The organism is Bacillus inaquosorum, assembly GCF_023238325.1.
In the GTDB taxonomy this organism is placed as follows: Bacteria; Bacillota; Bacilli; order Bacillales; family Bacillaceae; genus Bacillus; species Bacillus inaquosorum.
Window position 1 is genome coordinate 1,704,941 of sequence record NZ_CP096592.1, and the last position, 13,646, is coordinate 1,718,586.

Annotated in this window: 10 protein-coding genes and 1 riboswitch; all 10 genes read left to right on the forward strand. The window is 43.5% G+C overall.

Annotated elements, in window-relative coordinates; translation table 11 throughout:
• The 10 genes from M1M80_RS08450 (at position 1) to M1M80_RS08495 (ending at position 13,630) form a co-directional block, all read left to right on the forward strand.
• Entirely contained in the window at positions 1 to 708 is a 708-nt protein-coding gene (locus tag M1M80_RS08450; protein WP_060398582.1) for a DUF881 domain-containing protein, read from the forward strand.
• Between the two features lie 17 nt (positions 709 to 725).
• Entirely contained in the window at positions 726 to 1,091 is a 366-nt protein-coding gene (locus M1M80_RS08455; RefSeq protein ID WP_003238683.1) for a small basic family protein, read from the forward strand.
• A gap of 176 nt (positions 1,092 to 1,267) precedes the next feature.
• Complete coding sequence (gene ftsA, locus M1M80_RS08460) at positions 1,268 to 2,590, forward strand: cell division protein FtsA (RefSeq protein WP_003238682.1); 1,323 nt, start codon at positions 1,268 to 1,270, stop codon at positions 2,588 to 2,590.
• Positions 2,591 to 2,625: 35 nt separating this feature from the next.
• Entirely contained in the window at positions 2,626 to 3,774 is a 1,149-nt protein-coding gene (gene ftsZ / locus M1M80_RS08465; RefSeq protein ID WP_003238681.1) for a cell division protein FtsZ, read from the forward strand.
• A 301-nt stretch (positions 3,775 to 4,075) separates the two neighbouring features.
• A complete protein-coding gene (locus tag M1M80_RS08470; protein WP_060398583.1) occupies positions 4,076 to 8,377 on the forward strand; it encodes a S8 family peptidase in 4,302 nt (1,433 codons plus the stop codon).
• A 191-nt stretch (positions 8,378 to 8,568) separates the two neighbouring features.
• Positions 8,569 to 9,498, forward strand: coding sequence for a sigma-E processing peptidase SpoIIGA (gene spoIIGA / locus M1M80_RS08475; protein ID WP_060400023.1), 930 nt, complete (start codon positions 8,569 to 8,571; stop codon positions 9,496 to 9,498).
• A gap of 62 nt (positions 9,499 to 9,560) precedes the next feature.
• Positions 9,561 to 10,280 carry an RNA polymerase sporulation sigma factor SigE gene (gene sigE / locus M1M80_RS08480; protein ID WP_003221446.1) on the forward strand — a complete coding sequence of 240 codons (720 nt, stop codon included), beginning with the start codon at positions 9,561 to 9,563 and terminating at the stop codon, positions 10,278 to 10,280.
• A gap of 139 nt (positions 10,281 to 10,419) precedes the next feature.
• Complete coding sequence (gene sigG / locus M1M80_RS08485) at positions 10,420 to 11,202, forward strand: RNA polymerase sporulation sigma factor SigG (protein WP_009967190.1); 783 nt, start codon at positions 10,420 to 10,422, stop codon at positions 11,200 to 11,202.
• Positions 11,203 to 11,354: 152 nt separating this feature from the next.
• On the forward strand, positions 11,355 to 12,149 hold the full coding sequence (locus tag M1M80_RS08490; RefSeq protein ID WP_060398584.1) for an ABC transporter ATP-binding protein: 795 nt from the start codon (positions 11,355 to 11,357) through the stop codon (positions 12,147 to 12,149).
• 12 nt (positions 12,150 to 12,161) lie between these two features.
• Positions 12,162 to 12,263, forward strand: a riboswitch (TPP riboswitch).
• Between the two features lie 86 nt (positions 12,264 to 12,349).
• On the forward strand, positions 12,350 to 13,630 hold the full coding sequence (locus M1M80_RS08495) for an acetylornithine deacetylase (protein ID WP_060398585.1): 1,281 nt from the start codon (positions 12,350 to 12,352) through the stop codon (positions 13,628 to 13,630).
• The last annotated feature ends 16 nt before the right edge of the window (positions 13,631 to 13,646 follow it).

Consider the following 13,646-nt stretch of genomic DNA (forward strand, 5'->3'; position numbering starts at 1 on the left):
TTGAAAATAAAGCGTTCCTTCATAAGCATCAGTGTGCTTATGGTCATCTTCGGCCTCATGATTTCTGTTCAGTTTAACTCGTTAAAGCATCCTAAAGTCCGAGATACAAGAGATATGTGGGATATAAGAGAAGAGCTGACATCAGAGCAGAAGAAGCAGGAAAAGCTGCTGGCTGAAATAAACAAATATGATAAACTGCTGAATAGCTATTCGCAGAGTAAAGAAATGACAAAAGAAACCGCGCTCAATAATACCTTGCAAACCTTAAAAAAAACAGCCGGCATGACCGATATAACAGGTAGCGGAATTGTCATCACCATTTCCCCGCTTTTTTCCGAAAGCTTAACAGGAGAGCCGATCGAAAATCCGCCTCCGGATTTGCTGAAGAAGCTGATCAATGAACTCAACTCCTTCGGTGCAGAGCATATCTCGATTAATGAGCGAAGAGTTGTGAATCATACAGTCATAAGGGATATAAACGGCACAACAAAAATAGACGGATACGGCCTTGACGATTATCCTTTAACAGTAAAAGTGCTCGCCGAAGATCCGGACATGCTGTACAGCAGAGTGAAGGGGTCCGGCCTTGAGGATCTTTTTGCATCTGAAAATTTAGCATTAAAAGCCGGTAAATCTAAAAGCGAGCTGACATTAAAAGCATACGACAGACCATTGGACATACAACAGCTGAAACCGCTTAAAGACTGAAAAGGAGGAGAATTGTCATGTGGCTGCCCGTGCTGGGACTAGTGCTCGGAATAGCGATTGGACTGATGACAAACTTAACGATACCGAGTGAATACTCAAACTATTTATCGCTTGCGGTGCTCGCCGCACTTGATACATTAATCGGCGGAATCAGGGCGCATTTACAAGGTACATATGATGAAATGGTATTTGTTTCCGGTTTCTTTTTTAATATTATATTGGCAATAAGTTTAGCTTTTCTGGGAGTCCATCTTGGTGTAGACTTGTATTTAGCAGGTATATTTGCATTTGGAGTCAGATTATTTCAGAATATAGCTGTTATCAGAAGAAATCTACTAACAAAGTGGACTCTTTCTAAAAAAAATAAAAAAAATGTGATATAAAAGAGGATATACATAGGATATAACGAATATTTTCAATAAACATAAAATGTGAAAAGCACATAAGGAATATTCTGTTGTGATATTTTTTGTTACACACTTGTAAAGCCACATTCATTGTATTGTTGTTCCGCAAATAATAGAATAGAAATGATCGAAATGTGAGGAGGTGCCATAGAATGAACAACAATGAACTTTACGTCAGTCTTGACATCGGTACGTCCAATACAAAAGTGATCGTCGGAGAAATGACAGATGATTCCCTTAATATTATCGGTGTGGGAAATGTACCGTCTGAAGGGTTGAAAAAAGGCTCAATCGTTGATATAGATGAGACCGTTCATTCTATAAGAAAAGCGTTTGACCAAGCTGAAAGAATGGTAGGTTTTCCGCTTAGAAAAGCTATTGTCGGCGTTAATGGAAATTATATCAATATTCAAGATACAAACGGTGTTGTAGCAGTTTCCAGTGAGAATAAAGAAATTCAAGTTGAAGATGTACGCCGTGTCATGGAGGCGGCACAGGTTGTTTCAGTACCGCACGAACAGCTGATTGTCGACGTCATTCCTAAACAGTTTATCGTAGATGGAAGAGATGAAATCACCGACCCGAAAAAAATGCTGGGTGTGCGTTTAGAAGTAGAAGGCACCCTGATCACCGGTTCAAAAACAATCTTACATAACTTGCTTCGCTGTGTTGAAAGAGCCGGTATTGAAATAACTGATATATGTCTTCAGCCGCTGGCAGCCGGTTCTGCTGCATTGTCAAAGGACGAGAAAAATCTTGGTGTGGCTCTCATTGATATAGGAGGAGGGTCAACAACCATTGCCGTGTTCCAGAACGGACATCTCACTTCTACCCGTGTCATTCCTCTCGGAGGCGAAAATATCACCAAAGATATCTCCATCGGATTGAGAACGTCAACAGAAGAAGCAGAACGCGTGAAAAAGCAATTTGGACATGCCTACTATGACGAAGCCTCGGAAGATGAAGTATTTGAGGTAACCGTTATAGGCACCAATCAAAAACAAACATTTACACAGCAGGAAGCAGCGAATATCATTGAAGCAAGAGTAGAAGAAATTCTTGAAATTGTTTCAGAAGAGCTTCGCAGTATGGGAATTACCGATCTGCCGGGAGGCTTCGTGCTGACAGGGGGACAAGCAGCAATGCCGGGTGTCATGTCATTGGCACAGGATGTGCTGCAAAACAATGTCAGAGTGGCAAGCCCGAATTATATCGGTGTAAGAGATCCTCAATATATGACGGGAGTGGGTCTGATCCAATTCGCCTGCCGAAATGCAAGAATCCAAGGCAGAAAAATAGGCTTTAAGATGCCTGAAGAAGCGATACAGGAAATTGCAGTCTCATCATCAGAGGAACAAGAGCAGCATCACCACCAGAATGAGGTGCAGCAGCGGCCAAAAGGAAAACAAAAAACACAAGCCGAACATAATAAACAGAGCAAAATGAAAAAACTATTAAGCATGTTTTGGGAATAGATAGATAGTCATTCGGCAGATTAGGAGGATTTAGCATGTTGGAGTTCGAAACAAACATAGACGGCTTAGCATCAATTAAAGTAATCGGAGTAGGAGGCGGCGGTAACAACGCTGTCAACCGAATGATTGAAAATGAAGTGCAAGGAGTAGAGTACATCGCGGTAAATACGGACGCTCAAGCTCTTAACCTGTCAAAAGCAGAAGTGAAAATGCAAATCGGCGCAAAGCTGACAAGAGGATTGGGAGCAGGTGCGAATCCGGAAGTCGGAAAAAAAGCCGCTGAAGAAAGCAAAGAGCAGATTGAAGAAGCGTTAAAAGGCGCTGACATGGTATTCGTGACAGCTGGTATGGGCGGCGGAACAGGAACAGGTGCTGCACCGGTTATCGCACAAATCGCGAAAGACTTAGGCGCATTAACAGTCGGAGTTGTTACAAGACCGTTTACATTCGAAGGACGCAAAAGACAGCTTCAGGCTGCAGGCGGAATCTCAGCAATGAAAGAAGCGGTGGATACACTGATCGTGATCCCGAACGACCGAATTCTGGAAATTGTTGATAAAAACACGCCGATGCTTGAAGCATTCCGTGAAGCTGATAACGTACTCCGTCAAGGGGTTCAAGGTATTTCAGACTTGATTGCTACACCTGGTCTTATCAACCTTGACTTTGCTGATGTGAAAACAATCATGTCAAACAAAGGATCTGCTTTGATGGGTATCGGTATTGCGACTGGAGAAAACCGCGCGGCAGAGGCTGCGAAAAAAGCAATCTCCAGCCCGCTTCTTGAAGCGGCCATTGACGGTGCGCAAGGTGTCCTCATGAACATCACTGGGGGAACAAACCTCAGCTTATATGAAGTTCAGGAAGCAGCAGACATTGTCGCTTCAGCGTCTGACCAAGACGTAAACATGATTTTCGGTTCTGTTATTAATGAAAATCTAAAAGATGAGATTGTGGTGACAGTGATTGCAACTGGTTTTATCGAACAAGAGAAGGACGTCACGAAACCCCAGCGTCCAAGCTTAAACCAAAGCATCAAAACCCATAACACAAGTGTTCCAAAGCGTGAGCCAAAACGTGAGGAGCCTCAGCAACAAAACACAGTAAGCCGTCACACGTCACAGCCGGCTGATGATACGCTTGACATCCCGACATTCTTAAGAAACCGTAATAAACGCGGTTAATGTAAAGGACAAAATCGTTTTCGATTTTGTCCTTTTTGTTTTTCTCCAAAACTTTTCTTCTTGTAAAGTCTTTTTCCCTATGTCTTCCTTCACAGAATAACAAAACAGACTATTAGACCTATTCTTATTTCATGACGATTTTATCATTTTCATATATATGGAAATCGAATGACATAAAACGACAATATCTGTAATACAGATTGTCTACAGTTAACGTACAGCGATGTTCTGACAAACCATTCATTTTTAAAAGGAGGGACGACATTCTTTTACAAAGCATTTTGAAAAAAGGGGGATAAAAATGAGGAAAAAAACGATAAACAGACTCGTTAGCTCTGTTTTAAGTACGGTTGTTATCGGTTCACTGCTGTTTCCGGGTGCAGCCGGGGCAAGCAGCAAAGGCGCCTCAACTTCTGTTAAACAGGAGCTTCAATCTGCTGAATCCATTCAGAACAAGATCTCAAGTTCATTAAAGAAAAGCTTTAAAAAGAAAGAAAAAACGACCTTTTTGATTAAATTTAAGGATCAAGCTGACACAGAAAAAGCGGCAAAAGCAGCTGTCAAAAAAGCAAAATCGAAGAAGCTGACTGTCGCTAAGACGGAATATCAAAAGCGTTCTGCCGTTGTGTCATCCTTAAAAGTCACAGCCAATGAATCACAGCAAGACGTCTTAACATACTTGAACAGCCAGAAAAATAAAGGAAATGCAGACCAGATCCACTCTTATTATGTGGTGAATGGGATCGCTGTTCATGCCTCAAAAGAGGTTATGGAAAAAGTAGCGCAGTTCCCCGAAGTGGAAAAGGTGCTTCCAAATGAGAAACGGCAGCTTTTTAAGTCATCCTCCCCATTTAATATGAAAAAAGCGCAAAAAGCTGTCAAAGCAACCGACGGTGTGGAATGGAATATAGACCAAATCGACGCCCCGAAAGCTTGGGAACTTGGATACGATGGAACTGGCACAGTTGTCGCGTCTATTGATACTGGTGTGGAATGGAACCATCCGGCATTAAAAGAGAAATATCGCGGATATAATCCGGAAAATCCTGATGAGCCTAATAATGAAATGAACTGGTATGATGCCGTAGCAGGCGAAGCAAGCCCTTATGATGATCTGGCTCATGGGACCCACGTGACAGGTACGATGGTGGGATCTGAACCCGATGGAACAAACCAAATCGGTGTAGCGCCTGGCGCAAAATGGATTGCTGTAAAAGCGTTCTCCGAAGAGGGCGGCACTGATGCTGATATTTTGGAGGCGGGTGAATGGGTTTTAGCTCCAAAGGACGCAGAGGGCAATCCTCACCCGGAAATGGCTCCTGATGTTGTCAATAACTCATGGGGCGGGGGCTCAGGACTTGATGAATGGTACAGAGATATGGTCAATGCCTGGCGTGCGGCCGATATTTTCCCTGAGTTTTCAGCGGGGAATACGGATCTCTTTATTCCAGGAGGACCTGGTTCTATTGCAAACCCGGCAAACTATCCGGAATCGTTTGCAACTGGCGCGACTGATATTAACAAAAAGCTCGCTGACTTTTCTCTTCAAGGGCCATCTCCATATGATGAAATAAAGCCGGAAATTTCTGCACCGGGCGTAAATATCCGGTCTTCCGTTCCCGGCCAGGCATATGAGGACGGATGGAACGGCACATCAATGGCAGGGCCGCATGTGTCTGCTGTTGCCGCACTGCTGAAACAGGCGGATGCCTCACTTTCTGTCGATGAGATGGAGGATATATTAACGAACACGGCTGAACCACTGACGGATTCAACATTTCCTGATTCTCCGAATAACGGATACGGCCATGGTTTGGTGAACGCTTTTGATGCTGTATCAGCTGTTACAGATGGTTTAGGAAAAGCAGAAGGACAAGTTTCTGTAGAGGGGGATGATCAAGAGCCTCCTGTCTATCAGCATGAGAAAGTAACAGAAGCCTATGAAGGCGTCAGCCTGCCGCTGACTTTGACAGCTGAAGACAATGTGAGTGTGACGTCTGTAAAACTGTCCTATAAGCTGGATCAAGGTGAATGGACAGAAGTAACGGCTAAACGAATCAGCGGTGATCACCTGAAAGGAACGTATCAGGCAGAGATTCCAAACATTAAAGGAGCTGCACTAAGCTATAAGTGGATGATTCAGGATTTTGGCGGCCATGTCGTTGAGTCTGACACATACGATGTAACTGTGAAGCCAAGCATCACAGTGGGATACAAGCATGACTTTGAAGCTGCACCCGGCGGCTGGATTGCAAGCGGAACAAATAATAACTGGGAATGGGGAGTTCCGTCGTCAGGCCCAACTACAGCAGCATCGGGAGAAAAAGTATACGGAACAAACCTGGCAGGAAACTATGCCAATTCAGCAAACATGAATCTCGTAATGCCTCCTGTTGAAGTGCCGGATTCAGGAAACCTGTTTCTTCAATTTAAAAGCTGGCACAATTTAGAGGATGATTTTGATTACGGCTACGTTTTTGTTCTTCCGGAAGGCGAAAAGAATTGGGAGCAGGCTGGTGTCTATAATGGAAAGACATCAAGCTGGACGGATGAAGAAATTGATTTATCCGCTTATAAAGGTCAAAACATTCAAGTGATGTTTAACCTTCAATCAGATGAAAGCATAGCAAAAGAGGGCTGGTACATTGATGATGTAGTGCTTTCTGACAAATCGGCCGGAAAAACAGCCAAAAAGAATAAGCTGGGTGTCGAAAAGCCTTCAGGAAAGCAAAAGAAAAAGCCAGTGAATCCGAAAAAGGCTAAGCCATCTGCAAACACAGCGGTAAATAATCAGAGTAAAGATATACAGCCACAGGTTTTGCCGATCAGGGCACAAGTCAGTGTCGCGGAAACAGGAAAATCAACATATTCGGATCAAGCCACAGGGCAGTACACGCTGATGCACAAAGCGGGAGATTATACGCTTAAGGCAGAAGCGTACGGTTATCAATCGAAAACCCAAAAAGTTTCTCTGCAGGCAGATCAGACGACACAAGCTAATTTTACGTTAGAGGAAATGAAGAAGGGGACATTAAAAGGCACAGTCATTAATAAAGCGACAGGAGAGCCGGTAAAAGGCGCCACCGTCTATGTTATAGAGGATGCTGCAGTTGAACCTGCTACAACAAACGACAAAGGTGAATATACGCTTGAGGCCTATGAAGGCGCCTATACGATTAAAGTCGCTGCACCGGGTTATTACAGCGATGAATTTACCGTTGATTTAAAAGGTGATGTTACGAAGGAAACTGTACTGAAGCCTTTCGTCGGTTATCCGGGTGAGATTGCATATGATGACGGAACGGCGGAAAATGCCAATTCCTATTTTGCAGCAGGTAACGGATGGGCGGTAAAAATGACGTTGGCTGACGGCAAGGACAAAGGCATGCTTACAGGAGGACTGTTCAGATTCTGGGATACAGAGTTCCCTGATCCTGGCGGCACCGAGTTTAAGGTTGAGGTATACGATGCTACAGGAGAAGACGGAGCACCAGGCAAAAAAATTGCCGGGCCATTTAACGCCGAAGCCCTTCGCAATGGCGAATGGACCAAGGTAGATCTCAGTTCAAAAGGGATTATGGTCGATAAAGACTTTTATCTCGTGTATATCCAGTCAAAACCTGATCCGTATTCACCTGGACTGGCAATGGATGAAACCGGTCAGAATTCTGGCCGCAACTGGCAGTATATAGATGGACAATGGCAGCCAGGTGACGAAGCGGACGGCAACTATATGATTCGCGCATTAGTTGATTATGAAGCTGCTGTACCTGAAATGACTTCACCGGCAGACAAATCGTACACAAACAAGGAGAACGTTACTGTAAAAGGAAAAGCCTCTCCTGGTACAACAGTACACATTTATAATGGAGAGAAAGAAGCAGGAGAAACGAAAGCTGCTGCGGATGGCACCTTCCAGGCAGGCATCTCACTCAGCAAGGGTGAAAATAAGCTGACGGCCACGGCATCAACAGACAACGGAACTACGGATGCCTCCAGCCCTGTTACAGTCACGCTTGATCAAGTCAAGCCTGAATTGACGCTGGACAATCCAAAGGATGGCGAGAAAACAAATAAAGAAGCACTGACTGTCAAAGGGGCTGTATCCGATGACAATCTGAAAGAAGTCAAGGTGAATGGCAAAAAAGCAACGGTTACAGATGGTTCATACTCAGCCCGTGTTCTCTTGGAGAACGGAAGCAATGAAGTCAAGGTGACTGCCTCTGACTTGGCGGGCAACAAAACGACGAAAAAGGCAGTCATTGACGTTAACTTTGACAAGCCTGTCATTTCCGGATTGATCCCTGGAGAGGACAAAACCTTAAAAGCCGGTGAATCTGTGAAAATCGCTTTCTCAAGCGCTGAAGATTTGGATGCAACGTTTGTCATTCGCCTGCCGCTGACAAATGCAAGGGCGAGTGTGCAAAACGCCACCGAGCTCCCGCTAAGAGAAATTTCTCCGGGGAGATATGAAGGCTATTGGACAGCCACTTCTTCTATTAAAGCAAACGGAGCAAAAGTAGAAGTGATTGTACGAGATGAGTATGGAAATGAAACTAGAAAAACAGCGAATGGAAAACTTTATATCAATACTGAAAATTAAGTGTAAAAAAGCTGCCGTCACAGGCAGCTTTTTTATATACTCTCAATTATTTCCTCGACAAATTAAGCAGATATCCCTGAAAAATTGTATTTTCCTCTCAACATTAATTGACAGACTTTCCCACAGAGCTTGCTTTATACTTATGAAACAAGAAGGGGAACAGCGTGATGCAAGAAAGAAAGGAGTCAGATGTGAAAATCTATTTAGATGTCATTTGGCTGTTAAACTTTTGTTTTGATGCACTTTTACTTTTGCTCACGGCATTTATTTTAAAACGTCATGTGAAAAAAAGAAGACTGATAGGCGGAGCGTTCATCGGTTCAAGTATTGTCCTTTTGATGTTTACTCCTTTTTCGCCGATCGTTGAACATCCGGCCGGGAAGCTGGCTTTTTCAGTTGTGATTGTGATGGTGACATTTGGATTTAAAAGATTTCGTTATTTCTTTCAAAATTTGTTTTCCTTTTATTTTGCCACTTTTTTAATGGGGGGAGGAATTATCGGAGCTCATTCTTTGCTGCAGTCACATTCTGTTGTTCGAAACGGTGTCATGATCACCAATCAAACCGGGTTTGGAGACCCAATCAGCTGGTTGTTTATTGTTGCTGGCTTTCCAGCGTTATGGTTTTTTTCTAAGAGAAGAATTGACGACATTGAAACAAAAAACATTCAATATGAGGAACGAGTCAGCGTACAGGCGGATTTGGGCGGTCAAACGCTTCATGTCAGAGGGTTGATTGATTCCGGTAATCAGCTGTACGATCCTCTTACAAAAACGCCGGTTATGATTATTTACATTGATAAACTGGAGCCGATTTTCGGAGCGGCTGAAACGATGATCATTCGAAACACAGACCCATTGGAAGCAATTGAACAGCTCGATGATTCATTTCGTTTTTTAGATAAAATGAGGCTGATTCCATACAGGGGGGTAGGGCAGCAAAATCAATTTTTATTATGCATTAAACCGGATCACGTAACGATAATGACAAAAGAAGAAATGATTTCTGCGGATAAATGCTTAATCGGCATCAGTACAACAAAGCTATCGGCAGATGGAGAGTTTGACGCGATTATTCATCCGAAAATGCTTTCGGGCAAGGCCATCAAACACGTTTCATAATGTTCGCAAATGTCCGTTACTTATCATACTCAAACGACGTGACATTTAGAAGGGAGAGGAAGATGAAAAAACTGAAATTGCGACTGACGCACCTCTGGTATAAGCTGCTGATGAAACTTGGATTGAAAAGTGATGAAGTCTATTACATAGGCGGGAGTGAAGCCCTGCCGCCGCCATTATCTAAAGATGAGGAGCAGGTTCTGTTAATGAAGCTCCCAAACGGTGATCAGGCGGCTCGCGCCATTTTGATTGAACGCAATCTGCGTCTGGTCGTCTATATCGCACGGAAATTTGAAAATACAGGAATTAATATAGAGGATTTAATCAGCATCGGCACCATCGGATTAATTAAAGCTGTGAATACATTCAATCCAGAAAAGAAAATCAAGCTGGCGACCTATGCCTCACGGTGTATAGAAAATGAAATCCTCATGTATTTAAGAAGAAACAATAAAATTCGTTCAGAGGTTTCCTTTGATGAGCCGCTTAATATTGATTGGGATGGCAATGAGCTTTTGCTTTCTGACGTACTCGGCACTGACGATGACATCATCACAAAAGATATAGAAGCCAACGTAGATAAAAAACTCTTAAAAAAAGCGCTTGAACAGCTCAATGAGAGAGAAAAGCAAATCATGGAGCTGCGGTTTGGGCTTGTCGGCGAAGAAGAAAAGACCCAAAAGGATGTAGCGGATATGATGGGGATTTCTCAGTCCTATATTTCGCGTCTTGAGAAAAGAATTATAAAAAGATTGAGAAAAGAGTTCAACAAAATGGTGTAAAATTTTTTATGGTTATAACCCCTTGATTTTACAGGGATTTCCTGATTTCGACTGTTTTTCGGTCTGAGTGCAGTGCATATTTTTCCCACCCAAGGAGATACTTAACGTTGTACAGCAGCTCCTGTAGGGAGGGAAAAAAGTGTCTAGGAATAAAGTCGAAATCTGCGGGGTGGATACCTCCAAATTACCAGTACTCAAGAATGAAGAGATGAGAAAGCTGTTTAGGCAGCTGCAGGATGAAGGCGATGATTCAGCCAGAGAAAAGCTTGTAAACGGGAACTTGCGTCTTGTCTTAAGTGTCATTCAAAGATTTAATAACAGAGGGGAGTATGTTGATGACTTATTTCAGGTCGGCTGCATCGGACTAATGAAATCCATTGATAATTTTGACCTAAGCCACAATGTTAAGTTTTCAACATACGCTGTACCTATGATTATCGGAGAGATCCGCAGGTATTTACGCGATAATAACCCGATCCGTGTTTCAAGATCGCTTCGGGACATCGCTTACAAGGCGCTTCAGGTAAGAGAGCGGTTAATCAGTGAGACAAGCAAGGAGCCGACTGCAGAAGACATCGCAAAAGTTCTTGAAGTACCGCATGAAGAAATTGTATTTGCGCTTGATGCCATCCAGGATCCGGTTTCTCTATTTGAACCGATCTATAACGACGGCGGAGACCCGATCTATGTTATGGACCAAATCAGTGATGAGCGCAATACAGATTCACAATGGATTGAAGAGCTGGCTTTAAAAGAGGGCATGAGAAGGCTGAATGATAGGGAAAAAATGATTTTGAGAAAGCGCTTCTTCCAAGGGAAAACACAAATGGAAGTAGCCGAGGAAATCGGGATTTCCCAAGCGCAGGTGTCCAGGCTTGAAAAAGCAGCTATCAAACAAATGAATAAGAATATTCATCAATAATGACATGAAAAGCCTTTAAAACAATTTTTGTTTTAAAGGCTTTTCTATTGATTGCGGGTTGTTTACGTTTTGGAAAAAATAAGGTATCCTAGTCCGTACAGAGTTTTATGAAAATTAAAACAATTATAATAGAAGTTTAGAGGAGGACCACGATGATTTTGCAGCTTGACAATGTCTCACTAAAACGAAATGGAAAATGGATACTGAGGGATATTCATTGGAAGGTGGAGGAAAAGGAAAATTGGGTGCTTTACGGATTAAATGGTGCCGGAAAGACAGCGCTGTTAAATATGCTTTGCTCATATTACTTTCCAACATCAGGCGAGATGCAGGTGCTTGGCCATGAATTTGGTAAAACCGAGCTTGGGGAGAAGCTCAGACGGAAAATTGGCCTCGTCTCAGCGGGTCTTCAGCAAAAATTGTATCCGGCAGATTCAGCCTTTGAGATTGCGTTGAGCGGAGCTTACGCTTCGATAGGATTATATGAAACGCCAAGTGCGGAAATCAGGGAAAAAGCGATTGGTTTGTTAGAGGATTTGGGTGCAATAGAATATGCCGACCGACGCTATGAAACCCTTTCTCAAGGAGAAAAACAAAGAGCCTTGATTGCAAGAGCGCTAATGGCCGATCCGGAGCTGCTGATATTGGACGAACCGGTCACAGGGCTGGATTTTATTGCCCGGGAAAAGCTGTTAGACACGATTACATATATTGCAAACAAAGAAAAAGCGCCATCGATCCTTTATGTGACACATCATGCGGAAGAAATTTTACCGGTCTTTGACAAAGCCCTTTTGTTAAAACAGGGAGAGGTCTTTAGCTCAGGAGAAATAAAGGAAATGCTCACTGATCACATACTTTCCGCTTTTTTTGATACGCCAATCCATGTATTATGGAATCAGGATCGGCCGTTTTTAACAAGAGCCGAGCCGATAACGAATGCCTGACAAACACATATAGATTCATCCTAGGGGTGCTTTGCGAAGCTGAGAGAGACATTGTCTCAACCCTTTTGACCTGATCTGGATCATGCCAGCGGAGGGAAGCGGTGAAATAGCGGAGTACATAGGACTCTGTTTGTTTTTACTAAGCCGTTTCATAACATTTGAAACGGCTTTTTGATTTTTAAGAATAGGAGCGGATCACATTGAATCAACAAATAGACTCTCTGTTAAAAAAGGTGGAAGATCAAAAGGAGGAGCTTATTCAGCTGGCAAAAACGCTGATTTCTTATCAAACACCTGCACCGCCTGCAAGAAATACAGACGGCATTCAGTCATGGATTGCTCGGTTTTTAAATGAAATGGGATTCTCGATCGACAAATGGGACGTGTACCCGGGAGATCCCAATGTTGTAGGCCTGCTAAAGGGAACAGATGCAGCAGACTATCATAGCTTGATCATCAATGGTCATGTAGATGTGGCAGAGGTAAAAGAGGATGAGGATTGGGAGCATGCTCCGTTTCATCCAATTGAAAAAAACGGTTTCTTAATCGGACGGGGTGCTTCTGATATGAAAGGCGGAATGGCGTGTGTGCTGTTTGCGGTCAAATTGATTCGTGAAGCCGGCATTGAACTTCCCGGTGATTTGATTCTGCAATCGGTTATCGGGGAGGAAGTTGGAGAAGCCGGTACGCTTGAGTGCTGTAAGAGGGGCTATCGTGCTGATTTTGCAGTTGTCGCAGATACGAGCGATATGCATATTCAAGGTCAAGGCGGTGTCATTACAGGCTGGATCGAAATCAAAAGCAGTCAAACGTTTCATGATGGGACGAGGCGGAATATGATTCATGCAGGCGGAGGAACATTCGGGGCAAGCGCAATTGAAAAAATGGCAAAAATCATTGCGGGGCTCGGTGAACTTGAGCGCCACTGGTCCATTATGAAAAGTTATCCCGGCTTTAAACCAGGCACAAATACGATTAACCCGGCTGTCATTGAAGGCGGCAGACATGCGGCTTTTATAGCGGACGAGTGCCGGCTGTGGATCACAGTGCATTTTTACCCGAATGAAACCCATGACCAAGTGGCAGCGGAAATAGAAGATTACATCAATCGGCTGAGTGACAGTGATGTTTGGCTTAGGGAAAACCGCCCTGTTTTTAAGTGGGGAGGCTCATCTATGATTGAAGACAGAGGAGAAATTTTTCCGGCACTGGAAGTTGATCCTGGCCACCCAGGCGTCTCAGCGCTTACTGTGTCTCATGAGAAAGTGAAACGGGAGCGCCCGGTTATGGACGTTTCTCAATCCGTTACAGACGGGGGATGGCTGTATAATGCCGGCATTCCATGCGTGATATACGGTCCTGGCGATCTGCACAATGCACACTCCGTAAACGAGGAGGTATCGATTGAGCAGCTGGTAGATTATACAAAAATCATGCTCGATTTTATCATCAGCTGGTGCAGCCGTAAAAAAGAACAGTGATCATGAAAATTTCTTC